This window comes from Microcoleus sp. N9_A1, from assembly GCF_036701795.1.
In the GTDB taxonomy this organism is placed as follows: Bacteria; Cyanobacteriota; Cyanobacteriia; order Cyanobacteriales; family Microcoleaceae; genus Microcoleus.
Genome location: NZ_JAUBRI010000060.1, coordinates 15,182 through 41,735, shown reverse-complemented (window position 1 = coordinate 41,735; position 26,554 = coordinate 15,182). Strand labels below are relative to the sequence as shown.

Sequence of the window (26,554 nt, the reverse complement as noted above, 5' to 3'; positions counted from 1 at the left end):
AATTCATCCGACTTCGCAACCTCTCTCAAAATATAGCCGATCGCCTCACCCGCCGCCTTAATCAAATCGTGATTATCGAGAATCCTCGGATTTTTGCTCAACCCTTCCGTCATCCGATTTGCCAGTTCATCAGCGGCCATAGTCTCAGCGAGACTACCAGCAATCGCTGCTAAAATAGAAATGCCTCCAAGTGCGATCGGGCCACCGATCATCCCCGCTGCTGCTTGAGTTCCCGGATTGGCGATCGCACTTGAAATAAGTTGCCCGACAGCCATCACCGCACTGCATCCAATTACCCTAACTTTAGTATTAGCTAAATCTACTAATGACATAATTTAAATACTTCTCATACTTTGCAATAGTTTAGCGCGATCGGATAATTAGTACAACGTTAATTAATCCGATTAACAAGGGAGACTTTGAATGCTCTTGTCCCCCCCTTCTTAAGGGGGGCTAGGGGGGATCTCCGGGTTTTTAACTGAAGACTGAAACCTCTATATCTCTCGTTTATATCGAAGTCTAGATCCCCCTAAATCCCCCTTAAGAAGGGGGACTTTGAGAATGCTTCCAGTCCACCCTTGTAGGGGCAGTGCCCCCGTCCCCGCCCTCTTGATTTGGACGATCTCCGGGTTCTCTTTCTCCCGCCACCCCACAAGAGCGGATTTGTAAACTTTTTTATCAACCCGATCGCACAGTTGTCATTTGATAGATAATATGAGGTTATTTATTTTTCCCTCCCCACAGTTCACACTATAAACAACTTTACTTTTCTTTACAAACCAGCAACCAAAACACAGCGCGGGAAACAATAATTTCGTTACAGACTTTAAATGCGACGCGCGATCGACTAAAGTAAAAAAAATGGCTTTATCCGTTTATTCATCGCCAAGGAAACAAAGCTCATGGTTCAACGCGGTTCAACAGTCCGGATTCTCCGCAAAGAATCCTTCTGGTATCAAGAAGTGGGCACCGTTGCTACGGTAGACCAAAGCGGCATTAAATACCCAGTAATCGTTCGCTTTAACACCGTCAATTATGCAGGCGTCAACACCAACAACTTCGCCCAAGGCGAATTAGTGGAAGTGGCAGCACCCAAAGCAAAAGCCAAAACAGGGACTCCAGTCGCTTCCGGCGGCAAGCAAACCACGCTCGACGAGAAAACCCGCAAAACCGGCAGCGGAGGAGCCCCCCAGCAGCCGAAAACTTCGACAGACAGCAAACCAGGCGCGGAAGTTCCCGGCAGCGTCGAAGGTTCGCCCAATCAAGGAACAGAACAGCGCTAATTGTGCCAGAACTGCCAGAAGTTGAAACTATTTGCCGGGGTTTGAATCAACTTACCCTCGACCGCGAAATTTTGGGCGGAGACGTGCTCTTACATAGCTCGATCGCCCGCTCAATCTCTGCGATCGATTTTTTGACAAAACTCAAAGGAAAGTCGATCGCATCTTGGTACAGGCGCGGCAAATACCTCCTGGCAGAACTATCGCAATCGAGAGGGGGAGAGGGGGAGAGGGGGAGAGGGGGAGAGTGGGAGAGTGGGGGAGGGACAGAATTCCTAACTCAAACTCCTAGTTCTTCCCTTGTCCCTTCTTCCTTCTCCCTTCTGCCTTCAAAAGCCGGCTGGTTGGGCGTTCACCTGCGGATGACAGGCCAATTGCTATGGGTAAACGGCGACGAACCCCTGCCAAAACACGCGCGAGTGCGGCTATATTTTGAAGGAAACCAAGAATTACGCTTTGTAGACCAACGCACCTTCGGTCAAATGTGGTACGTGCCCGCAGAAACCGAGGTTTCGAGCACAGTTACCGGCCTGAAAGTCCTAGGCCCCGAACCATTTTCCGACGAATTTACAACAGAATATTTGACCCGCAAGCTGCACCGGCGGGCGCGACCCATTAAAACAGCTTTGCTAGACCAGGCACTGGTAGCGGGTTTGGGCAATATTTACGCTGACGAAACTTTGTTTTTGTCGGGAGTGATGCCCACAACTCTGTGTGCGGATTTGACCGCAGAGCAAATAGGGCGTATCCATACAGCTATTATTCAAGTTTTACAGAAGGCGATCGAATCCGGTGGCACCACTTTTAGCAATTTTCTCAACGTCCAAGGTGTCAACGGCAACTACGGCGGCGTCGCTTGGGTGTATAATCGCGCTGGTCAACCCTGCCGCACTTGCTCCACAACCATCGAACGTATAAAATTAGCAGGGCGATCAACTCATTACTGCCCCGCCTGTCAGAAATAGGAAGTAGTCAGTAGTCAGTAGTCAGTAGTCAGTAGTCAACCGTCAACCGTCAACAGAAAGAAGTGCTGTCATGGCAAATCTAGATTAAAATTTGTATACTTTTATAAATTAAGAAGAGCAACTTATGGCAATCAAAAAAGGTAGCATAGTCCGCGCAATTCGCGAAAAATTGGAAAACAGTCTAGAAGCCCAAGCCAGCGATCCGCGCTTTTCCTCCTATATATTTGAAACAAAAGGCGAAGTGATGGATGTTCGCGGCGACTATGCCTTCGTCAAATTTGGCAAAGTACCCACCCCCAATATTTGGCTGCGGGTAGACCAACTCGAAGATTTTAAGTAACTCACCAAAACTAAACATCACTGTTCTTAATGTAGCGAAGGGTGCACACCACGCACCTTTCCCCAATTAAGCTGATTGCTAAAATCTAAAATCTAAAATCTAAAATTTAAAATCCAATGAATTCTCCATCAAACCGCGTATCAATTATTGGTGCAGGCAAAGTCGGCAGTACGTTAGCCCAGCGAATTGCTGAGAAAAATCTGGCAGATGTAGTATTGCTAGATATTGTGGAGGGTTGGCCGCAGGGCGTTGCTTTGGATTTGATGGAAGCTAGGGGAGTGGAACGCCACGATCGCCAAATTGTCGGTACAAACAATTATACAGATACAGCCAACTCAAATATCATTGTCATTGCCGCCGGCATCCCGCGCAAACCCGGTATCAATCGCGAAGATTTAATTAAAATTAATGCTGCAATTGTTACTGAAGCTGCAAAAAGCGCGATCGCCCATTCCCCCGAAGCAATCTTAATCACAGTAACAAATCCCCTAGATATTATGACTTATCTAGCGTGGGAAGCTACGGGTTTACCAAAACACCGAGTCATGGGTATGGCGGGAATTCTCGACTCCGCCCGCTTTCAAACTTTTATTGCTATGGAATTGGGCGTTTCAATCGCCGAAGTCAATGCAACTGTGCTCGGTTCCCACGGCGATTTGATGGTTCCTTTGCCGCGATATTCCACTGTCAACGGTATTCCCATCAATCAACTTATGGATGCTGGGGCGATCGATCGAATCGTACAGCGAACTCGCCACGGCGGCGCAGAAATTGTCACATTGATGAAGACTGGTAGTGCTTATTTTGCACCCGCATCTGCTGCCTGTTTGATGGTAGAATCTATTTTATTAAATCAGTCGCGACTCTTGCCTTGCTGCGTTTATTTGCACGGCGAATACGGCGTGCAAGATATCTTTTTAGGAGTCCCATCTCGCTTGGGATATCAGGGAGTCGAACAAATAGTCGAACTCGAACTCAGCGATACTGAAAGAGCTGCGTTTATCGAATCTGGCAAATTAGTTGCCCAAAATATTGAGGAAGCGAAGGCAATACTGAAAACGGCTTCTTAAGTTTGTAGCAATTCATTGATCATAGCAGCCTGCTCGCCACTTCAATATAATAATTTATATTGTACGACAGTGCGATCGCTCTGTCGGAAGTTTGCTTATCGGATTTCAACCGCGCTTTTATAAAAAATATCATTGTTCATGCTTGTTAGGCTGTATTTGAAACGCAAAAAAATGAACTGCAATGAACCGATTGATAAACATAAAATTTACTCTAAAAAATTTGGTAAAAACGCAAAAACTGACAAAAGCAGTTCAACTTAGTCTGCGCGACAATACCATCAGAGTTTCTCTAGAAATTAAAGCAAAAATCTGCCATCTTTTCTTTACTACTAAACCAAAAGCAGAAGCAGTCGGTTTTGGCCGATCTCTCACTCGTGCTCGCATTGCCCAACAACACCGTGGCACTTTAAAGGTAGAAAGTGAAATGCGAGTTTATACGAAATTTATCATTACTTTGCCCAAACTTTAATCCTCGCGATCGCCCTTTCTATTGATCAAGCTTGAAAGACCTTTAGTTTCGTCAAAAATGTGATACCGTAAATATTGGTATTATCTAAAATTTTTACACTTGTCAAAAATGGCAAAAATCGGGCAAAAAGTCTCCGCGCGTGCGAAGCTAGCTATCCCGAACGCGCTTGCGGGCCCGTTGCGGTATGGAATAGTCCTTGAGTTGAGCCAATTTAACCATAGCCTGCAACTACCTCAACTGTTTGACCGAAAACTAACCTCTGATTCGGTGAATTTTAATCAGTTTAAAAAATCTAATCCCTTGCATAAAAAAATGAGAAGGCAAGGAAAAATATCTCAAATTTTGGCTTACCCCAAAGGCTGTAAAAAATTTAATTTGGGAGAGATAAATCGAGCATTACTTAAAACTCTAGAAAAGGCGATCGCCTAAATTTAAACAAATTTTAATAGAGGCGAACCCAACAGGATATTCGATCGCCAAAACAAGGAAACCATTGATCGAGTTTGCGGTAATAATAAAAATGTGACAATTGCAACCGAAGGCGAGCCAAAAAAATGTCAAAATTAGTCAGAGACGCTCCTCCAGATCGCGCAATGGTACCGGGTTTCTTGTTTCCACTTTCGGAGATTTCCTGACTTAATTACGTTAATAAACCGGGTTTATGTGTACGTTTTGTTAGCATTATTCTCAATTATTGAGAATTAATGAAGTAGCATATTGTGCCACTTTTTCAGTAAATATACGGGAGCTAAGATGGCCGATCGACCTCCTAATCTCGAAAAAATACGGAAATGCAGCGTGAGTAGCTGCTAAGTGCTAGCAGAAGGAGGAGAATATGTTCTTTGCCTTTTTGAGTTACCAGGCTCAACTTGCAGATCGCTATTGAGATGCCATCAACCTCGATACCAAACCGCAAAATAACTAAAAAAACAGCATTATGTTTCATGCATACCTCTATCAAGAAGTAATCAACCTGCAGCAAAAGCTAATTCATCTAGAAAGACAAATGCAGTCTCAAACCTGGTTCAAAAAGCTGCAAGCGCTGATGGGAGTGATTAGCAAAATTCGCGAATCCCTAGACCTAGAAACAATATTCAAAATCACAGCCACCGAAGTCCGGCAACTCCTAAATGCCGATCGAGTCGCCGTCTACCGCTTCATTCCCGAATCCGACTGGAACGACGGCGAAGTAGTCTCCGAAGACGTGCTGCCCCAATACAGCCCATCCCTGGGCGCAAAAGTTCATGACCACTGCTTCGGCGAACAATTTGCCGCCAACTACGCCAAAGGATACGTTCAAGCAGTCAGCGACATCTACACAGCCCGGTTGAGTCCCTGTCACCTCAAAATCCTCAAGCGATTTCAAATCAGAGCAAACTTAGTCGTACCCCTACTGCAAGGGCAACATTTGTGGGGATTGCTTTGCATTCACCAGTGCGGCGAACCCCGCGATTGGCAGGAAGACGAAATCGAATTTGCCAGACAAGTAGGCGACCATTTAGCAGTCGCAATTTCTCAGGCCGAATTGCACTGGCAAACCCAGAGGCAATTAGCAGAAATCAAATCGGCGCAGCAGAAACTCCGCGACAGCGAGCGAAAATATCACCAAATTCTCGATTCGATCGCCGATATGGTATTAGTCAAAGGCCCCAAATCCCAAATCGTCTGGGCAAATCAAGCCTTCCGCGACTATTACGGCATGAGTCAAGAGGAACTGCAAGGGCTCGTAGACGCACCTTTCGCCGAACCTGACCACACTCTCCAGTACATTAAAGATGATGCTTTCGTATTTGAAACCGGACAAACCCTGGATATTGCCGAAGAACCGGTGACGCGCTACGACGGAAAAGTGCGGCTGTGGAGTACAGTCAAAACACCAATCCGCAATCAAGACGGCCAAATCACCATGACTGTCGGTGTCTCCCGCGACATGACGGAACGCAAAGCAGCAGAAGAAGCTGTCAAAGCCAGCGAAACCAAATACCGCAGCCTGGTAGAAACCTCTCAAGACATGATTTGGTCTGTCGATGCGACTGGACGCTACACCTTCGTCAACCCAGCAGTTAAGTATATCTACGGTTACGAACCAGCAGAAATGCTCGATCGGCCGTTCTCCGATTTTGTGACACCAGAACAAGCCCAGAAAGATTTAGCAGTTTTCGCCCGCCTGGTGGCCGGAGAATCAGTTTTCCAGTATGAAACCACCCACATCGCCAAAGACGGCAGCATCAAACATTTGATGTTCAATGCGATCGCCCTGTACGACGAAACCGGAAACTTCCTCGGCACAACAGGTACAGCTACCGACATTACCGATCGCAAACTAGCAGAAGCAGCCTTACAACACGCCAACGCCGAACTAGAACGCAGAGTTGAAGCCCGCACCGCCGAACTGCGCCAGACTTTTAGCGCTCTCACCGCCAGCGAAGCCAAGTTTCGGACGATCGCAGCTACCATCCCCGGAGCCCTGTTCCAATTTTGCAGCAGAGAGGGAGAGTGGAGAGTTGACTATATCAGCGATCGCATCGAAGATATCGCCGGCATCACCGCAGCAGAAATGATGCAAGACATCACCTCCTTCATTTCCCGCGTCCACCCCGAAGACTTGGAAACCTACATCGCTTCCGTCACCGAAGCCGTCGACAATCTCTCTCCCTGGCACTACGAAGGGCGGTTAGTCAAGCCCGACGGTGAGATTCGCTGGTGGCAGAGCGACTCCATCCCCACCCGCAGCGAGAACGGCGAAATCGTATTTTGTGGCGTCACGCTCGACATTACCGATCGCAAAGTTGCCGAAACCGCCATCCGCGACAGCCAGCGGCAACTACAAGAAGCCCAGAGACTCGCCCACGTCGGTAATTGGGAATTCAACCCAGCCACGGAAACCGTCACTTGGTCGGAAGAACTCTTCCGCATCTTTGGGTTCGAACCGGCTGCGGCTGCGCCCAGCGTAGAGCAGCAACTCTCTTGGTGTCATCCAGAAGATTTGGAATTGTGGCAAACGCAAGTACAGCAGAGCATTGAATTCGGCATTCCCTACGATTTTGATCACCGGTTTTATCGTCCCGATGGCACATTACGGTACATCAATGCTTTGGGTCAAGCTGAAACCGATGCCAATGGCAAGGTGGTAAAATTGTTCGGCACGGCGCTCGACATTACCGATCGCAAAGCCGCCGAAGCAGCCCTGCGGCAAGCAGCAACCGAGTTGGAAGACAGAGTGAGCGATCGCACCGCCGAACTTTCCCAAGCAGTCACTCAGTTAGAACAAGAAATTGGCGATCGCAAACAGGCAGAAGCAGCGGTGCAAGTTTCCGAGCAAAACCTGCGAACCATATTTAACAATGTCTACGATGCAATCTTCATTCAAGACTTAGAAGGTAACATTCTTGATGTCAACAATCGAATGTTAGAAATGTATGGAGTTAGTCGGGAACAAGCAATGAAATCATCAATTACGAAGGACTATTCAAGTGACGAAAATCCTATTCAACTAATGAGAGAACTTTGGGAAAAAGTATTGTCAGGCGAAAGCACCCGTATCGAATGGAAAGCTAAACGTCCCAACGATCGTTCCACCTTTGATGCAGAAATTGCTGTGTCAAGAATTCATCTCAACGGCAATCTCAGCGTCATTGCCAACGTGCGAGATATTAGCGATCGCAAAGCGGCGGAAGCAGAACTGAAACACACTCAAAACTTTATGGAATCAGTGCTCAACACCATACCCGTAGCAGTGCTTGCCAAGGAAGCCAAAGAACTGCGATTTGTACTGTGGAACCCAGCAGCCGAAGACTTGCTCGGTTTCAGCGCAGCAGAAGTTACGGGCAAAAATGATTTCGACCTTTTTCCCACAGAACAAGCTCATGTTTTCACCGCCAAAGATCGAGAAGTTCTCCACAACGGGCAAACTGTAGAAATCAGCGAAGAAGAGATTGAAACAGGTCAAGGAGAATTGCGTATATTTCATACTAAAAAAACATCAATACTTGATGCTGACGGCCAACCGCAATATCTATTAGCTGTCACCGAAGACATTACCGATCGCAAGCTAGCAGAAATTGCCTTGAAGCAATCAGCAGCCCAACTCAAGCAGCAAGCAGATAGAGAAAAATTGCTCAACATTCTCACAGCTCAAATCCGCAATTCCCTCGACTTCGACAGCATTGTTACAGTCGCAGTTGAGGAAATTCGCGCTTTCCTGAAGATCGAGCGCTGCAATTTTGCCTGGTACCGCGACGGCGGAGACCAGCCTTGCTGGGAGATAATTAAAGAATCTCGCCTCCCCGAACTTCCCGATTTAACAGGCTGCTATCAACCTTCCGATTTCGGTCTGATTGGACAACAAATCTTGCAGATGGAAATGCTGCGAGTGGATGATGTCGAAACAGTCGCCGATCCTGTGTGGAAACAAACCGTTGGAGCGATGGGCTACCAATCTGTATTAATCATCCCCATGCAGGCGCTTTCCGGGGTAATAAGTGCAGTTAGCTGCTGCAACAGCAGTTCTGTGCGGCCTTGGAGCGACAGCGAAGTTGAATTGTTGCAAGGGATTTCAGTTCAATTGGCGATCGCCCTCAACCAAGCCGATCTTTACACCCAAACTCGCAATAAAGCTCACGAATTAGAGCAAACATTACAGCAATTAACCAACACTCAATCGCAGTTAATTCAAAGCGAAAAAATGTCATCTCTCGGTCAACTCGTCGCAGGAGTTGCCCACGAAATCAACAACCCAGTTAACTTTATTTACGGCAATCTCACCCATGCCAACGACTATACTCAAGACTTGCTTAACTTGCTCGAACTTTACGAAAACCACTATCCTGTTCCTGTTGCAGAGATTCAAAATGAAATAGAAAATATTGAACTAGAATTTCTGAGAGAAGACTTGCCAAAGTTGCTTGTTTCGATGAAAGTCGGTGCCGATCGCATTCAACAAATCGTTGCTTCTCTCCGCACCTTCTCCCGCATGGATGAAGCGGAAATGAAAGCAGTAAATATTCATGACGGCATAGATAGCACTCTGATGATTTTGCAGCATCGCTTCAAAGCTAAACACAATCATCCAGAAATTGAAGTGATTAAAGAATATGCTCAACTACCCTTAGTAGAATGTTATGCCGGACAGTTAAATCAAGTATTTATGAATATCTTGAGCAATGCTTTGGATGCTTTGGAAGAACGGGATCTGCGCCGTTCTGCTGAGGAAATGCGGCAACAGCCCAGCAACATCCGCATCCGCACTGAAATATCGCCAGCCGGCAAGGTAATCATTCGGATTACTGACAACGGGCCGGGAATACCGGAGACTGTCGGCACTCGGCTTTTTGACCCGTTTTTTACCACTAAACCTGTGGGTAAAGGCACTGGGATGGGCTTGTCGATTAGCTATCAAATTGTTACAGACAGACACAACGGGTCGCTCAAATGCACTTCTTCGCCGGGACAGGGTGCAGAATTTGCGATCGAGATTCCGCTGAAAACTAATTGCTAATTGCTAATTGCTAATTGGGAATTGGGAATTGGGAATTGGAAATTGATGATTTTATCCCGATTCCTTCTGCCTTCTTCCTCTTTCCTTCTAGCCGTTAAATCCCGTACACTGTAACGGAATCCGAACTTCCTTTTTCCTTCAAAATCCATCCGTTAAATCCGTTAAATCCCGTACATTGCTCGTTGCCGAACTTCCTTCTGATTGCTCAATATTTCAGTCATCGTTAAACTGTCCAAAGGTTTAGAAAACCAATATCCCTGAGCTAATTCGCAGCCTAGTTCCCGAAGCTGTGCTAACTGTTCGGCTGTCTCAATGCCTTCGGCGATCGCATTTAATCCCAAATTATGAGCCAAAGTTACGATCGCCCCCACAATCTGCAAAGGCTGACCCCCGCCGTCACCGTTTTCGATGGCCCCCAACCGACTCACAAAAGATCGATCGATCTTCAGCGTATCCAGCGGAAAACGGTGCAAGTAACTCAAAGACGAATAGCCTGTACCAAAATCGTCGATCGACAATCGAATATTTCTATCTTTTAATTGGGCGAGCACAATATTGGCCTTCATCACATTTTCCACGATCGCGCTTTCAGTAATCTCCAATTTTAAACAGCTCGGATCGCAGCCAGTTTCTGCTAAAATTTTATCGATTTCCTCGATTAAATTCGGCATACCTAACTGTTTAGGAGAGAGATTGACGCTCATTGTTAATTGCGAAGGGTCAATAATTGGTAACTGGTAATTGGGAATTGGTGATTGATGATTTGTCACAGATAATTGATGATTTGTCACAGATAATTGATGATTTGTCACAGATAATTGATGATTTGTCACAGATAATTTTTTCCCTCTTCCCTCTTCCCTCTTCCCTCTTCCCTCTTCCCTCTTCCCTCTTCCTTCTTCCTTCTTCCTTCTTCCTTCTTCCATCAACATTTCTTGCCAAATCCGCAATTGCTGACAAGCTTCCCGCAACACCCAGGCTCCCAGAGGCACGATCAAACCGGTTTCTTCAGCTACAGGAATAAAACTAGAAGGCGGCACTAGACCCCGAACCGGGTGCTGCCAGCGCACCAAAGCCTCAAAACCCTCGATCGCGCCGCTGGCGATCGAAATAATCGGTTGGTAGTGCACAATAAAGTGCGAACATTGATCCTTGCTCTCTCCTAATTCCTGCTTGCCCAAAATAGCCATACGCAAGTCATTTTCTAACTGCAACAGCGACATAGTTTGGTCGTGCATCGCCAAATTAAACACCTCGTGGCGGGCCTTGCCCAAGGCTTTAGCGCGGTACATAGCAATGTCAGCATCGCGCAGGAATTCTTCCGGGTGAGTGTACAGATTCAATGCGTCGCTGTGGGCTGCTGCGACTTCGCCTTGACTGAAAACAATGCCAATGCTAGCGGTGGTAAATACTTCGTGCCCTTCGATATGAAACGGTAAAGTCAATTCAGTTTGTATTCTGTTAGCTGCTTCGGTGGCGTCGCTGAGACTCTGAATGTGGTCTAGCAGGATGGTGAATTCGTCTCCCCCCAGCCGGGCGACGGTATCAGAAGCCCGCACGCAGGTTAGCAGCCGATCCGCGAGGGCGACTAGCAGTTTGTCTCCTAGAATGTGTCCTAAAGAATCATTAACTACTTTGAAGCGGTCTAAATCTAGGAAAAGTAAACCAAATTTATAATCGGGGGACTGATTGGATCGGCGGATGGCTTGTCCTAGCCTGTCGATGAACAAAACGCGGTTCGGCAAACCCGTCAGCGCGTCGTGAAAAGCGCCGTGCAGCAGTTGCCGTTCTACTCGCTTGCGCTCGGTGACATCTCTGATAATAATTTGGGCGGCGGCTGAGCCTTGATAAGTAGCAGGGATGCCGGCAACTTCAACGTCGATTATTTGTCCGTCAAGCCGCATTAGTTTTTCTTCGGCAAGCTCGATCGGCTGATTTTCTTCCTCGACTTGCGTCATGCGCTCTCTGGCTTTTTCGACATAGTTTGGATGAACGAAATTCAATACCGGAAAGCCGATGAGCTCTGCCGGAGAGCTAGCGCCCAGGAGTTTAGCGCCGGCGGCATTGATGTAGGCAATTTTCCCTTGAATGTAAACGGCGATCGCTTCGGGAGATAGTTCTACTAAACGGCGATAGCGTTCTTCACTCTCTTTGAGAGATACTATCAACTCGCATCGCTCTTTTTCAGCCTGCTGGCGTTCGATTTCCATTTGGTGAACCGCCAGAATTTTACCGATGCTTTGAGCCATCAATTCTATGATTTCTATTTCTTGGTACTCAAATTGTTTTTTCTTGATTTCTCGCGAACTAAAACTTAATATACCGTAAGTTTTATTGTTAACAAATATCGGCGTTCCAATGTAAGATTCTGAGTGACATTGTTTATAAGCTGGATGTTCGCGCATCTCTATTTCTGCTCCCACATGAGAATAGAAAATAGTTTTATTGGATTTAATTACTGCAGCGCAGTAAGTATCGCTGAGGTTCAATTCTAGCCCTCGCACGAAGTATCCTATATCGGATTTTGCTGCCCGCACAATAAAAACTTCATCCTGAACTTCAGCCATGATTCCAATAGAAAGTCCAAAGATTAAACAGCCTGCTGTTAAATAATCTTCAACCAGCTCTTGAAAATTTTGATAATGATAAGTGGTAATCCGGTGCAGGTGTTTGAGATTAGCGGTGAAAGCTGCTAAAGCTTGAGAATTTAAAAATAATTCTGCTTCCGCTCGCTGGCGGTCGGTAATGTCTGTTTGCACTCCAATAAAGTGGGTTAAGTGTCGCCGCGAGTTGTGCACCGGAGCGATCGACAGTTCGTGCCAAAAAGGCGTGCCGTCTTTCCGAAAGTTACGCAGGATAACTTGGCATTCTCTGCCTTCTTCAATTGCCCTTCGCAATAGTTTAGCAGAGGCGGTGTCCGTGTCGTTGCCCTGCAAAAATCGGCAATTTTTCCCCATTAATTCGTCTCTGCGATAACCCGTAATCCGCTCAAAACTGGGATTGACATAAATAATCGGATTATCTGTAACCGTCGCGTCGGTGATGGCAATGCCGTTGCTGCAACTTTCGATCGCCCGTTCCATCATTTGCAAGCGCTCTTGCGATCGAATCCGCTCGATCGCCGCAGCTAACACGTTGGCGATCGCTTCTACAAAATAAACGTCATCTTGGCTGAAAACCCGCCTTTGGCTGGTGTGAACCCCCAAAATGCCCCAAGCCTGCGTCGCAGAAGTGTCCGCTGGTTCTGCTTGTCCCAAGAAACTCTCCAGTCCCCGATTGCCGGGAACGATGACAGTGACGCCGCTCACAGCCCGGTGGTTGTGCAGCAGCGGCAACTCGCTAAAACGGGTTTCCACCCGCAAATCTTCGACAATCGTGGCTTTGCCAACTAGCAACGTGTAACCAGCTTGCGATCGGGCAGAAGCCGCAACAGTGGCTTTGCCGACAAGGCCCGGCTGCCAGCCAACCCCCGCTCGCAACAAAAAAGCATGGCCCGAGGGCAACAGTTCCAACAACTGACAATAATCAACATCCAAGGTTTGAGCAATTAACACCGCAGCTTTGTCCATCAGTGCAGACAAATCTGTTTCCGCCAATGCCTGCTGCCCCAAGTAAGCGACGGCCGCTTGCTGGCGGGCGCGCAAATGGATTGAGGCGAGCAATTCCTGCTCCTTGGCGGCTGCTCGCTTGCGATCGCTAATGTCACAGAACACCGACAGCACGGATTTTTCCGACAGCAATGTCAAATACCGCATCGATACACTTGCCCAAAACAGCGTGCCGTCAGCTTTTTTGAGGCGAACTTCTATCTCGCGGACTTGTCCGTTGCGGGCGAGCACATCCAGCAGTTCGTGGCGCTGTGCGGGGTTGCTGTATAGTGTGGAGGCTTTTTTGCCGTCGATTTCAAATTCTTTGAACCCGAAAACCTGATGGCATAAATCGTTACTATAAAGAATTGTGCCCTCAACCAAACTGCTGATGATCGTAGGCATCGGCATCGAATTGGCGATCGTCAGCAATAATTCTTGAGTTCCTTGCAGCTCTTGGTACAAGTCTGCCTTGGCAGCCGAACCCTGACAATCTTCACAGTTTTCAGGGATAAAACTTTCCATTTTTTAATATATCCATTTCTGCGTAAAAAATTAAGCTTGTATTCAGTTGACAGTTGACAGTTGACAGTTGACAGTGGATAGTTGACAGTTGACAGTTGACAGTTGACAGTTGACAGTTGACAGTTGAAAGTTGACAGCCTTACCCCTCGCTTAGAGAAGGGTTGAGGGCTACCTCTACCTAAAAGGAAGAGGATAGTCGTAATGAATAATCTTCTTTTAATTTCTAGCTAAAAGGGAGAAGCTTTCAACCAATTCTTTCTGGTAGCTAACGATTTGAGATGATCCGGGGCGATCGACAGTACCCCCGCCACATTAATTTTAACCAGAATAATGTAATTCAACGCCCGAAAAATTCTCGGCTGGAGTTTAAGTGTCGCTCCAGATACAGATAAAATCTGTCTTTAGTATGAAAATCTACTGTTTTTAAAGTTGCGTTAAGTTTTTATAAGATCGGGTGCTTTGCCAAAAGTGCAGCGCCAGCTCCTAATCTAAAGAGTAAAGTCACTTGCTGGCAAACCATCGAATAATATCCGAAGAGAGAAGAGAAATGCTTGAATCTTACCGCCGTAACGCTGCCGAACGTGCCGCACAGGGAATTCCACCGCTGCCGCTAGATGCCCAGCAAACCTCAGAACTCTGCGAATTGCTCAAAAATCCGCCGCCTGGGGAAGAAGAAGCCTTGGTAGAATTATTGCGCGATCGCGTCCCCCCAGGCGTAGACAGCGCCGCCTACGTCAAAGCAGGTTTTCTGACCGGCATTGCCAAAGGCGAAATCCACAGCCCCCTAATTGCTCCCAAATGGGCAGTTTACCTGTTGGGGACAATGATGGGCGGTTACAACGTCCAATCTTTAATCGATTTACTCAATCCCACTGCCGAAATCGCGATTCCCGCCACCGCAGCCCGCGCATTGAGCAAAACGCTGTTAGTATTTGACGCTTTTCACGACATTCTCGCCCTGTCGGATACCAATCCCTACGCCAAGCAAGTCATAGATTCTTGGGCGGATGCCGAGTGGTTTACCGGCCGGCCCCAACTAGCCGAAGCCATTACCGTTACAGTCTTCAAAGTACCCGGAGAAACCAATACCGACGACTTGTCTCCGGCACCTCAAGCTACCACGCGGCCGGACATTCCCTTGCACGCTTTAGCGATGCTGGAAAGTAAGATGCCCCAAGCGCTGGAAACCATTGCCCAATTGAAGCAAAAAGGCCATCCCGTAGCCTACGTCGGCGATGTTGTCGGCACCGGTTCCTCGCGGAAATCGGCGATTAACTCCGTACTGTGGCACATTGGTAACGATATTCCGTTTGTGCCAAACAAGCGCAGCGGCGGATATATTTTGGGAAGTGCGATCGCCCCGATTTTCTTCAATACCGCTGAAGATTCCGGCGCATTGCCGATCGAATGCGATGTCAGCAAAATGGAAACCGGAATGGTAATCACCATCCATCCCTACAAAGGAGAAATCACCAACGAAGCCGGAGAAATCATCTCCACCTTCACCCTCAAACCCGACACAATTATAGACGAAGTTCGCGCCGGCGGTCGCATTCCCCTATTAATCGGACGCACCTTAACCGACAAAACCCGCGAAGCTTTAGGAGTAGGAATTAGCCCAATTTTCACCCGTCCAACAATTCCCGCCGACACAGGTAAAGGCTTCACCTTAGCCCAAAAAATGGTAGGGAAAGCCTGCGGTTTAACAGGCGTGCGTCCCGGTACATCTTGCGAACCGTTAATGACCACAGTCGGTTCCCAAGACACCACAGGCCCGATGACTCGCGACGAATTAAAAGAACTTGCTTGTTTGGGATTTAGCGCCGATTTGGTAATTCAAAGTTTCTGCCACACCGCCGCCTATCCGAAACCTGTTGATGTCAAAACTCACCACGAATTGCCCGATTTCATGGCACAGCGGGCGGGAATAGCTTTGCGTCCTGGAGACGGCATTATTCACTCCTGGCTAAACCGGATGTTATTGCCAGATACAGTAGGAACCGGCGGCGATTCTCACACACGTTTTCCTTTAGGAATTTCCTTTCCTGCGGGTTCGGGATTGGTGGCATTTGCTGCCGCCTTGGGCGTGATGCCTTTGGATATGCCGGAATCTGTTTTAGTGCGCTTCAAGGGTGAATTGCAGCCGGGAGTAACCCTGCGGGATGTTGTGAATGCAATTCCCTACGTAGCAATTCAAAAAGGTTTGCTGACAGTCTCGAAACAGAATAAGAAAAACGTCTTTTCGGGGCGGATTATGGAAATTGAAGGTTTGCCCGATTTGAAGGTCGAGCAGGCGTTTGAATTGACTGATGCCTCTGCCGAGCGTTCCTGCGCCGGATGCACGATTAAATTGAGCGTGGAGACTGTTTCTGAGTACATTCGCTCCAACGTCGCGCTGCTGAAAAACATGGTAGCGCGGGGCTATGAAGATGCGCGGACGATGATGCGCCGGGTGGCGAAGATGGAGGAATGGCTGGCTAATCCGGTGCTGCTAGAAGCTGATGCTGATGCGGAGTATGTTGAAATCATCGAGATCGATCTGAACGAGATTGTTGAACCTATTGTGGCTGCACCGAATGACCCGGATAATGTGAAGCTGTTGAGTGAGGTTGCGGGCGATCGGGTTGACGAAGTATTTGTCGGTTCCTGCATGACAAATATCGGCCACTACCGCGCCACTGCGAAGGTGTTGGAAGGTGCAGGGGAAGTTAAAACTCGCCTATGGATTTGTCCGCCAACTCGGATGGACGAACAACAACTAAAAGAAGAAGGTTATTACAGCATTTTTGGAGCGGCTGGAGCGCGCACGGAAATGCCGGGATGCAGTCTTTGTATGGGCAATCAAGCGCGGGTAAAAGATGCCACAACGGTTTTTTCAACTTCTACTCGCAACTTCAACAACCGGATGGGCAAAGATGCACAAGTTTATCTCGGTTCGGCGGAATTAGCTGCTGTTTGTTCGCTGTTGGGTCGAATTCCCACAGTTGAAGAATACCAGGAAATTGTGGCGAAGAGAATCGATCCTTTTGCTGGCGATTTGTATCGATATTTAAATTTCGATCAAATTGCTGGTTTTGAGGATGAAGGGCGAGTGATTGCTGTGGAAGATATGCCGCGCATTGAGGATATTTTGGGGATTCCTGAAGGTGTGTTGAGCAAGTAAATAAAAGGCGGGCAATTGCCCGCCTTTTGTTTATATAGCAATCCTTGCAGGAGTCAGAAATTTTTTACCCCACCCCCAGGGAGCATCTCATATTTGTAAAAACACTTCTTTTGACTCCTTGTTTCTGACTCTTTCCTCAAGCCGAACTGTCTCCTGTCTCCTGTCTCCTGCCTCCTGTCTCCAATTTCTAGCTTGGCTGCTTTCCGACAGAGATGCTGCCCTTTTGTTTATAATGAGTAATATCGTTTCCGGTTGCATCGGAATAATCAAATCGAGTCAACAGTTAACACTCAACCATTCAGTTTTTCAACCCGCCAGTCAACAGTCAACAGTCAACAGTCAACAGTCAACAGTCAACAGTCAACAATTCCGGAGGAGTGCAACCGGAATTGATATAATATCAGCTCCCGTCCATCGATCGTAATTCCTGTAGATACTATATTGAACTCTCAAGGGCTAGCTCACGAATAATTCGAGCATCCATTCAATTTCAAGATCGACTAAGCTACATCTTTGAGAGCCGATCGCGAATTGTTCGGAGATTTTTTGACAACGCTCATGCTGCCGTCGGTTTCCAGCACGACTGCTTCGATTTCTTCGATCGACGCGCTGCCCGTCCCCCGAATCGCCGCCCGAATTTCCGGTTCACTCACGCGCTGCTGCCGCATCGCCACAGGCAGAAATTGGCCTTGGCTGAGCAACATAGTAGGTTCGGCTTTGATGAGATTTTTAACCCAATTTAGTCGCACGGCAAGCCACGTGACGATGAATTGCAGCCCGATGAGCAAGCCGAGGGCGAAAACGCCCTCGACGAACGAAACGTCTTTTGACATGATGATAGTCGCCAGCGTCGAACCGAGCGCGATGGTAACGATGAAATCGAAGGCATTCCACTTCGACAGAGTTCGCTTGCCGGAGACTAGCAGAAAAAAAATCAGCACGACATAAGCGGAAACGCCGATCGTCAAAATCCGAATCAATTCAAACCAATTGTCAAAAAACATATTTTTATTTCGCCGTTATGATTTTGGACACTTTGCTGCTGCGCCAGTCCTAGATGCTTCGTCTGCTTGATGTCGCGGATTCTGTTAGTTTCCATTGTCAGTGTAGCAGAAGGGTCGAATGAAGTGCGGTGCGAGTTAATGCGTGCGGGTAAGGTGGCGGGAATCCGAAAGCTTGACTTGCTGAAAATTCTGATTCAATATATTCCAATCTCAACGGAAACGATGCTCAAAGCTGCCGAGTTGTGGGTGCACTCAAGAAGGGCGAGAAGATCTACAGCATACCCCAAGGAACTTGATGGAGAGGTGATTTTGGCGGCGCAAGCAATTTCGGTAGCAAATGAAGGGCATGAGGTGATAATTCGCCACAAAAAATGTGGCACATTTGTCTCAATTTATTGATGCTCGTTAATGGCAGCTAATTGAGTAACGTTTAAATCGATCGCACTTACAGACTTGCCCGCTCCCTGATATACTTTCAACTATAGATATTTTTACATACACCGTTAGCGAGATCGACAGCATGGTGGAAACAGCGGACACAATCGAAAAAACGGACGATCGCACGCAAACCCGGTTTTGGGGTAAAGTTACAGTCATAGATGCGGGCGATCGTTACAAGATCAATCGCATCGAAGTCAAGCCGGGACACCACATCAGGACGCAAATGCACTATCACCGCAGCGAGCACTGGGTTGTCGTCTCCGGTACCGCTAAAGTGATCTGCGATGACAAAGAGACGATTCTCATGCAGAAACAGTCAACCTACGTTCCCATGAATACTGCTCACCGCGTGGAAAACCCAGGCGTGATTCCTCTGGTGATGATTGAAATCCAAAATGGCGAGTACCTCGGCGATGATGACATTATCCGTTTCGCCCAAGATGCTGACGAAGAAGATTGATCCGACATCAAAATATGAAACAATCGCAGACGCCGGGGAAAAGCTTCGCACACCGAACAATGACCTACGCAGCGATCGGAAACAAGATAAATCCTACCATTAAAACTGTAGGGGCAATTCTGAAATTGCCCCTACCTTATTATATTAACTTTGTTCAGCACCAGCATTTGATATAGCAATTGGCGATCGTCCTACGGCAAAGAAGCGTTTTTCAAATCTACATTTGCCATATTGGCATTCTTTAAATTAGCACCTGTCAAGTCCGAACCGTTCAAATTTGCACCGTTCAAATTTGCATTGGTCAAATTTGCATCGCGCAAGTTGACTCCCTGTACGTCTATTCCCGACAAACTGCCACCTCTGAGGCTGACATTCGCTAAATTCGCTACAGACTGGCGAGCATTTCTCAGGTTTGCACCCGCCAAATTGGCGCTTTCTAAATTAGCGCCGATTAAATTAGCGCTGGTGAGGTTGGTATTTTTCAAAGTGGCAATCACTAAACCCGCCAGACTCAGATTAGCGCGGCTCAAATCAGCACCCTCCAAATTGGCGCCGTGCATTTTAGCCCCAATTAAACTCGCACCTTGCAATTTAGCTTGTTTCAGATTGGCTTCATTCAGTTTGGCTTCGTCCAAATTTGCACCGTTCAAATTTGCACCGCTCAAATTCGCACCGCTCAAATCTGCCCCGCTCAGATTCATACCAGCAAGTTGCGCTCCTGTCAAGTCACATTGGTTACATTTTTTAGTTTCTAATAATTGCTTGACTTGTGATACGTTTTCTGCCTTTACTGCGGAGGCACAACCCATCACAATTAGCAGCCCTGTTGTTAAAATCCCAAGTTTCATATACCCACCCTCAGCAATATCTCTCTTTTAATAATATCCCACATCATTAAAGAGGTTAGGGTGATCAGTCTCTTTGATAAACTGTGACAATCATCACCCTATTGTGCACAAAATATGCAATAATTATTGACGTTTCAACTCCAGGAAATTCTCGTAAAGAATTATTGCTTTTTCAGGAACCAAAAAGGAAAAGATTGCGTCGGTTCGAGACGGACCCCGGTGATGCTGTTCTGAGCAAATGTATAGTCCTTATCCTGCCAAAGAGGGATGAAAGGTACATCTTGACCCAGTATGTCTTGAATTTCGGCAAACAGGGCTTTGCGGGTTTGGGGGTTTGCTTCTTTTCGTTGCTTGTCGATCAATTGATTTACCCGATCGTTATAATAAAACGAACCCTGGCCTTGACTGGCACCCTTTTCACAGCCCCCAGCCGCCGAACCCGTGGCACAATCCAAAAACGGCTGAATGTAATTGTCGGCATCGAAAAAGTCGGCGTACCAATCCACTAAAACCGCAGGATAAATACCCTTCTCTATGTTTTGAAACAAAGTCGGAGATTCAACGCTGTTAATTTCCACCTGCATTATCCCGTCCATTTTGAGTTTAGCTTGCGCCTCGATCGTACTCGCCACTAAAGCTCGTTTTGTGGAAGCTGAAGGATACCAAAGTTGCAGAACAAAAGGATTTGCGGCCGAGTATCCCGCTTTCGTCAAAAGTTCCTTAGCCTTGGCACTGTTGCCATCGCCGTACAGTTCTTTAAAAACAGGTTTTTGAACGTCGAAGGTTGTAGGAATCAGACTGTAAAGCGGTTGTGCTTGTCCACGCAGTACGCGATCATTAATCAGGGGGCGATCCATCGCTGCTGCGATCGCCTGTCTCACTTCTAACTTGTCCAACGGTTTAGACTTAGTATTCAGCGTCATGTAACTAACCGTACTGCTTTCTCCCGCGATTTCCTGCCATTTACCTTGTTTTGCTCCCTCGTCCAAGCTTTGAACTTGGTCTGCATCCAGAGACAAATAAGCCACATCAACTGCCGCAGTCCGAAAACTATTGAACAAATTTGAGGAACTAGAAAGCAGCAAAAGGTCAATTCCTTGATTAACTGGTTTTTCGCCCCAATACTTGTCAAACACATCAAACTTGAGAGAATCGCTGCCGTACTTCGCCAACTTGTAGCGTCCGGTTCCCACAAACGTATCGGGTTTAAATTTACCCTCCCCAATCTCGTAAGCTTTTGGAGAAACTGCACAACTACCAGCAAATGTCAGCAGAGAAGGAAAAGCAGCAAAAGGCTTTTTGAGTTGAAAAGTTAATTCGTATTCGCCCGTCGCTTTCACAGATTCTACGGCATCGCTCAACAAGAAAGACGGACGGCCGCCATTTTTGATAAACCGCTGCAAGGAAAACTCCATTGCTGCGGCGTTAAACGGTGTGTCGTCGTGAAAAATAACTCCTTGACGCAAGGGGATTGTATATGTCAATCCGTCTTGGCTAACTTTAGGCATTGCTGTCGCTAAATGGGGGACTAACTCAGTAGTTCCCGACTTGTAAGTATAGAGAGTGTCGCCCAAATTTTGCAGCAATTGCCCTGATATAATTTCGTAAGCGTCCGCAGGGTCGATCGTCCGCAATTTCAAGGTTGTACCAATAGTAATGCGGTTATTAGCATTTTCGCCGCTCACAGTCACCGATCGACGTGATCCCTGTCCGCAACTTGCCGTTAACAAGCAGCACATAAAGAACAGAGCTATCGCTTTAATCACTGAAGGTTTTATAAATATTCTAGGCTGCTGCTTGTTAATTCCCATCGTCTTTTTTTGACACTCCAAATTATTGATTATATTATCAGGACTTACGCACTATTAGACTAGAAACCGGATTTATTGATAGATTCTCCTGTAATACAAATATCGCTGCCTAACCATAGCAACTTAAAAGCTTGGTGATGTTCGAGCGGTTTGAGATCCTTCGGCTCAATTTTTATAGCTTACTGGGTCATGAGTATTCTTGCTAAGAAGTGCGGCGATCGTCTTAATTAATTTATCCGGTTCGATCGGCTTTGCCAGATGTCGGTTAAATCCAGCTTGCAAAGCTTGCTGTTGATTAAACTCGCCGGCATAGGCAGTCAGGGCGATCGCCGGAATCAGCCCACCCCGTTCGGGCGGCAGAGCTCGCACTTGCTGCAACAGCATATAGCCATCCATCCCCGGCATTCCAATGTCGCTCAACAGGACATCTGGCTGGAAATTAGTCAGCGCTGTCACGGCTTCTTGAGGGACAGCAACAGTCACTACCTCTGCACCTGCATCTTCTAGCAAAAAGGAAATCAACTCTCGCATATCCGGCTCATCATCTACAACCACTATCCGCATCCCGGATAACGGTTCATCCGCAGTCGATCGTTCGGAAAGTCCTGCAAGAGAGTTTTCTTGTCCCTTTACCTTCCCTGATAGAGGCAGTCTTACGGTAAAGGTTGCCCCTAACCCTTCACCCTGGCTATCTGCCCCAACGGTGCCACCGTGCAGTTCGACTAGATGCCGCACGATCGCCAGCCCCAATCCCAAGCCACCAAAGTTGCGGGTTGTAGCGCCATCTTTTTGCCGGAAGTAGTCAAACACGTAGGGTAAAAACTCCTGTGCGATGCCAATCCCTGTATCCGCCACCGTAATTTGAGCGTGATTACCAACACGAGTCAAATTCACCTCAACGCGCCCCCCGGCTGAAGTGAATTTCACCGCATTGGAAACAAGATTCCAGACAATCTGCTGCAAACGGCCCGAATCCCCCAAAATTTGTCCGATCTGAGGATCTAACCCAGTCCGAATATCAATGGATTTGGCAACTGCAGCCAAATTGACAGTTTCGATCGCCGATTCCACAGTTAAAGCTAAATCGACTGGACGAATATTAAGACTGAGCTTGCCTTGGAGAATTTTCGAGACATCAAGTAAATCTTCAATCAATTCAGTTTGCAGCTTGGCATTGCGTTCGATCGTCGCTAACGCCTGTGCAGTTTTGGCCGCATCCAGCTTGCCAGTTTGCAAAAGTTGTGACCACCCCAAAATAGGATTGAGGGGCGATCGCAATTCATGGGATAGTACCGCTAAAAACTCATCCTTGATCCGATTTGCCTGTCTTAGCTGTTCCGCTTGCTGCTGGAGTGAATCGTTCAGGTTGGCCCGTTCCAGAGCGATCGCGATTTGGTCACAGGTTGATCGCAGCAGATCGATTTCTGCAGGCGTAAAGTGCGTCCGAGTGGTACTGGCAAATGAGAGCGTTCCTAATAACCGCCCTTGAGCGATTAACGGTTGACCCGCGTAAGCCGTGATGCCCATTTCACAGACGGCTTTAGCATTCGGATGAGTGGAAAGTTCGGCTTGATTCAAGACAACTTGCTGCTGCGTTTGGGCAACCAGTCCACAGAGATATTCACCTAATTCGATCCAGGCGATCGCCTGCGCCCTTTCTTCAGAGATGCCATCATAGTTTCTCAAATGCAGCATCGGGTGGTTGTCTTTTTCTTCCACCATGAAGTTGTAGTAACAGTGCAGATCGAGTTGCAGTGAAAGTTTGCTGAATAGCTTGTGGATCAACGCGAGAGGCTGTTCTGTCTTCAGGAGATCGCTGGTAGTTTCATACAGCAATTGCAGTCGCTCACTGGCTTGCCGTTGTACAGTCTTGTCCTGCATGATTTTGACAAATCCCTGCGGACAATCCGCTTCATTAAGCAGGGGCATCATCAATCCACTCGCCCAAAAGCGATTCCCATCTTTGCGGACGTGCCAGCGTTCGTCTTCTGCCCGTCCTTGCAGTAGAGCCGTTTGCCTCTGATACTCGGCTTGTCCTTGTTCGTTATCTTCGGGTGTGAAGATCATCCGACTGGGGCAACCAATTGCTTCTGTCTCGGTATAGCCCAACAGCCGTTCTGCCCCTGAGTTCCAACTGGCAATGATGCCGTTAAGGTCGAGGGTGAAGATGGCATAATCTTTGGCGCTTTCAAAGATCAGACGGAGGCGGGATTCACTCTCGCGCAGAGCTTCCTCAGCTTGTTTGTGGTCTTCAATATCAACACAGGAGCCGATGTAGCCCAAGAACTCACCTTCCAATCCGTAGCGAGGAACAGCTTCATCCATAATCCAACGGTATATGCCATCACAGCGTTTCAAGCGATAGTCCATCTTGAACGGTTGACGGGCATCAAAGGCAGTCACATAGGTGTCTAAACATTGATCGAAGTCGTCGGGGTGGACTCCTTCTGCCCAACCATTGCCCCTTTCTTGCTCGATCGTCCGTCCCGTAAAGTTTAGCCACGGGAGGTTGAAGTAATAACAGAGTTTATCGGTGCCCGACATCCAAATCAGCACAGGGGCGGCATCTGCCATCAGCCGGAACCGTGCCTCACTTTCCCGCAGTGTGGCTTCGGCTTGTTTGCGATCGGTGATATCGTTGACCAGCGCTACAAACCCTTCAACTTTTCCCTGGCTATTGAAGCGGGGAACATAGGTCGCATTGATATAACGGGTTCCACCATCTTTGTAGGGAATTTGGTTTTCAAAGGTCACTTCCTGTCCTGCCAAGACTTGCTCAACATAAGGACGAATCCCTTCATAGCCAGTTTCGCCTAAAACCTCTTGAAGGTGCTTGCCATAGATTTGCGCTGCCGGATGTCCAAACCATTCTTCATATGATCGATTGTTGAAGCGGTAGCGTTGGTCTGAGTCTACAAAGGAGATCAAGGCAGGCACGGCATTGGTAACTAAACGAAGTTCTGCTTCTCGTTGTTGCAATACCTCCTCGGCCTGTTTTCGATCGGTGACATTTCGGAAATAAATGGTAATCCCGTTCGCAGCAGGGTAGGTGCGAACGTCATACCACCGATCGTGATCGGGATAAAACGCCGTGACTGATAAAGCCACGCGCTCGTTGGCCACGCGCCGATAAACCCGCTCAAACTCGCTGCCATCGAATCCTGGAAATTCTTCCCACAAACTCTTCCCAATCAGATCGCCCGAAGTGCGGTCTAGCAGAAGTTCCGCTGACCGATTCAGGTAAGTGAAACGCCAATTCTCATCCAGGGAAAAGAATCCATCATCAATGCTTTCCAGAATGTTCCGACTCTGCTCTTCGCTTTGACGCAACGCTTCTTCGGCTTGTTTGCGATCGCTGATGTCGATGAATACGCCCCGCGTCGAAATTATGATGCCATCAGCGTTATAGGCGCAATCGCCCTTTGCCAAAATCCAACGAACGGTGCCATCTGCCCACAGCGTCCGATACTCAATTTCAGTATGCGGTTGGTTCGCTTTTAGCTCACTGAGGGCGGTGTGAAGCAATGGGCGATCGTCGTGATGCACGGCTTCTAAAAACACCTGTATCGACATTGCTGTATTGACGGGTAAACCAAACATCGCTTTGGCTATGTCCGTCAAACTCAGCGTGTCTGTTTCCATATCCCAATACCACAAACCCAAATTGCCGCCTTCGGAAGCCAATCGGAGTTGTTCTTGGCTCTCACGCAACGCCTGGAATGATCGATCGCGCTCGAAGACGATGCTGGCAACTTGGGTGCCGAACTCCGCGAGTTTATGTTCCCAATCAGTCGGCATCCGCGCCTCCCTAAAGCACAGCATCAGCGACCCCAGAGCTAGATTGTCATGCCTGATCACAGGCTGAGAATGACACGCTAGAATGCCATGAGCCACGCATAAATTTCGCCATTCTTGCGACCAGCGATCGTCGTTGGCAATGTCGGCGCAGGTCACGGGCTGACCGCTATACACTGCTTCGCCGCAGGTTCCAATGCACAAATCGTTAATCGGAGCACCTTGGAGTCCTTCACCAAAAGACGGTGGAAAGTCTGGAGTAATGGATCTGTTAAACGTCAGCCGCTGAGCATCCGCTAGCAGGAAGCCCGCGCGGGTACCCGGATTCAGCCTGGATACTGAGTCACACACCGCTGTAAGACAGTCGTCGAGTGGCTGTCCGAATGGGATCGACTCCAGCAGTCGTTTCTGCTCGATTAGGAGGAGTTCCGCCTGTTTGCGATCGGTAATGTCAGCAATCAAAACGGTCAGTCCACTGGGCGAAGGGTAAATTCGATAGTCGTGCCAACCATTCCAAGGGGAGTACAGATAATCAAACTGGAGCGGCGTTTGTTCGCGGATTGCCCGATGAAACTGCACGTAAGCATCGGTGTCAACGGTAGGGGGAAATAACTCCCAAACTTTCTGACCCAGAATCGCTGACCGCGACATTCCAACCATCTCACAGTAGCGATCGTTGGCATAGGTGTAGCGCCAATCGCGATCGAGGATGTAAAACCCATCGTTGATGCTAGAAAGTACCGTTTCTAGCTGTTCTTTTGCCTCAATCGCCGCAGTTTCTGCTACTTGGCCCCGAAGCTGGGCATTTTGTTCTAGGAACCTTGCCTGCTGTAAATTTTGCAAGGCTGCTTTCGCGTTTTTTAGAGCAGTGCGCCAGGATAGACTGAGTGAAGCGCTCAATCCTGCCGCGATCGAAAACATACCCAGCCGAACAATTGTCTCTACATTAAATATCTGTAAGGAATAGAACGGCTCAATAAAAAAATAGTTGATTGCCAGCGTGGATAAAATTGTTGCCAGCAACCCAGCCCCGAAACTGCCATACCAGGAACTCACCATCACCGCGATGAAAAACAGGGGCGTCGTGGTTGGATAGATCCACGGTAAAAGCGATCGGGTTAGCGCCAGTGCTAGAGCCACGGAGACGGTCGCCACACCATAGGGAAGTAGTCTAACTCTGAAAATGCTGTTGATTCCCTCTAAACTCACCCTTTGTACTCCTTATCCGAAAAATATCTTGCTCGCAGCGCCTGACTGCATTCGCGAAGCGTTGCATCTGGCAAATTACCTAACTCATCT

General features: G+C 47.7%; 14 protein-coding genes and 1 pseudogene. 9 read left to right on the top strand and 6 right to left on the bottom strand.

Features of this window, described 5'->3' with window-relative positions; translation table 11 throughout:
* A pseudogene (locus tag QUA58_RS23520) lies at positions 1–332 on the bottom strand (ATP-binding protein); the annotation flags it as partial.
* 570 nt (positions 333–902) lie between these two features.
* Between QUA58_RS23520 and QUA58_RS23515 the strand changes: the two are divergent.
* The 6 genes from QUA58_RS23515 to QUA58_RS23490 all read left to right on the top strand — a co-directional run bounded on the left by QUA58_RS23515 (position 903) and on the right by QUA58_RS23490 (position 9,621).
* Positions 903–1,283 carry a photosystem I reaction center subunit IV gene (locus tag QUA58_RS23515; protein ID WP_333396267.1) on the top strand — a complete coding sequence of 127 codons (381 nt, stop codon included), beginning with the start codon at positions 903–905 and terminating at the stop codon, positions 1,281–1,283.
* Between the two features lie 2 nt (positions 1,284–1,285).
* Positions 1,286–2,245, top strand: a complete 960-nt coding sequence (locus QUA58_RS23510) for a DNA-formamidopyrimidine glycosylase (protein WP_333396264.1) — start codon at positions 1,286–1,288, stop codon at positions 2,243–2,245.
* Between the two features lie 124 nt (positions 2,246–2,369).
* Entirely contained in the window at positions 2,370–2,585 is a 216-nt protein-coding gene (locus QUA58_RS23505) for an NAD(P)H-quinone oxidoreductase subunit O (protein WP_333247957.1), read from the top strand.
* A gap of 116 nt (positions 2,586–2,701) precedes the next feature.
* Positions 2,702–3,655: a malate dehydrogenase gene (gene mdh / locus QUA58_RS23500; protein WP_333247955.1), complete on the top strand. Its 954-nt coding sequence runs from the start codon at positions 2,702–2,704 to the stop codon at positions 3,653–3,655.
* 181 nt (positions 3,656–3,836) lie between these two features.
* Positions 3,837–4,124, top strand: a complete 288-nt coding sequence (locus QUA58_RS23495) for an ATP-binding protein (protein ID WP_333309474.1) — start codon at positions 3,837–3,839, stop codon at positions 4,122–4,124.
* Between the two features lie 937 nt (positions 4,125–5,061).
* Complete coding sequence (locus tag QUA58_RS23490) at positions 5,062–9,621, top strand: PAS domain S-box protein (protein ID WP_333396262.1); 4,560 nt, start codon at positions 5,062–5,064, stop codon at positions 9,619–9,621.
* 161 nt (positions 9,622–9,782) lie between these two features.
* Here QUA58_RS23490 and QUA58_RS23485 read toward each other — a convergent pair whose 3' ends face one another.
* On the bottom strand, positions 9,783–13,733 hold the full coding sequence (locus QUA58_RS23485) for an EAL domain-containing protein (protein ID WP_333396260.1): 3,951 nt from the start codon (positions 13,731–13,733) through the stop codon (positions 9,783–9,785).
* A gap of 547 nt (positions 13,734–14,280) precedes the next feature.
* Between QUA58_RS23485 and acnB the strand changes: the two genes are divergently transcribed.
* Positions 14,281–16,896 carry a bifunctional aconitate hydratase 2/2-methylisocitrate dehydratase gene (gene acnB, locus QUA58_RS23480; protein ID WP_333247945.1) on the top strand — a complete coding sequence of 872 codons (2,616 nt, stop codon included), beginning with the start codon at positions 14,281–14,283 and terminating at the stop codon, positions 16,894–16,896.
* A gap of 500 nt (positions 16,897–17,396) precedes the next feature.
* On the opposite strand, the gene QUA58_RS23475 is transcribed toward acnB, so the two are convergent.
* Positions 17,397–17,900, bottom strand: coding sequence for a YetF domain-containing protein (locus QUA58_RS23475; RefSeq protein ID WP_333256997.1), 504 nt, complete (start codon positions 17,898–17,900; stop codon positions 17,397–17,399).
* A gap of 69 nt (positions 17,901–17,969) precedes the next feature.
* Between QUA58_RS23475 and QUA58_RS23470 the strand changes: the two genes are divergently transcribed.
* Positions 17,970–18,299: a hypothetical protein gene (locus QUA58_RS23470; RefSeq protein ID WP_333256999.1), complete on the top strand. Its 330-nt coding sequence runs from the start codon at positions 17,970–17,972 to the stop codon at positions 18,297–18,299.
* A gap of 121 nt (positions 18,300–18,420) precedes the next feature.
* Positions 18,421–18,801 carry a cupin domain-containing protein gene (locus tag QUA58_RS23465; RefSeq protein ID WP_442922204.1) on the top strand — a complete coding sequence of 127 codons (381 nt, stop codon included), beginning with the start codon at positions 18,421–18,423 and terminating at the stop codon, positions 18,799–18,801.
* A 191-nt stretch (positions 18,802–18,992) separates the two neighbouring features.
* Here the strand turns inward: QUA58_RS23465 and QUA58_RS23460 are convergent, their stop codons facing one another.
* From QUA58_RS23460 to QUA58_RS23450, 3 genes are all read right to left on the bottom strand, one after another.
* The gene (locus QUA58_RS23460; protein ID WP_333257001.1) at positions 18,993–19,649 is read right to left on the bottom strand and encodes a pentapeptide repeat-containing protein; all 657 of its coding nucleotides are present in this window, start codon (positions 19,647–19,649) and stop codon (positions 18,993–18,995) included.
* A gap of 161 nt (positions 19,650–19,810) precedes the next feature.
* A complete protein-coding gene (locus QUA58_RS23455) occupies positions 19,811–21,460 on the bottom strand; it encodes an ABC transporter substrate-binding protein (protein ID WP_333257004.1) in 1,650 nt (549 codons plus the stop codon).
* A 165-nt stretch (positions 21,461–21,625) separates the two neighbouring features.
* Positions 21,626–26,464 carry a PAS domain S-box protein gene (locus tag QUA58_RS23450; protein WP_333396257.1) on the bottom strand — a complete coding sequence of 1,613 codons (4,839 nt, stop codon included), beginning with the start codon at positions 26,462–26,464 and terminating at the stop codon, positions 21,626–21,628.
* Positions 26,465–26,554 lie beyond the last annotated feature (90 nt).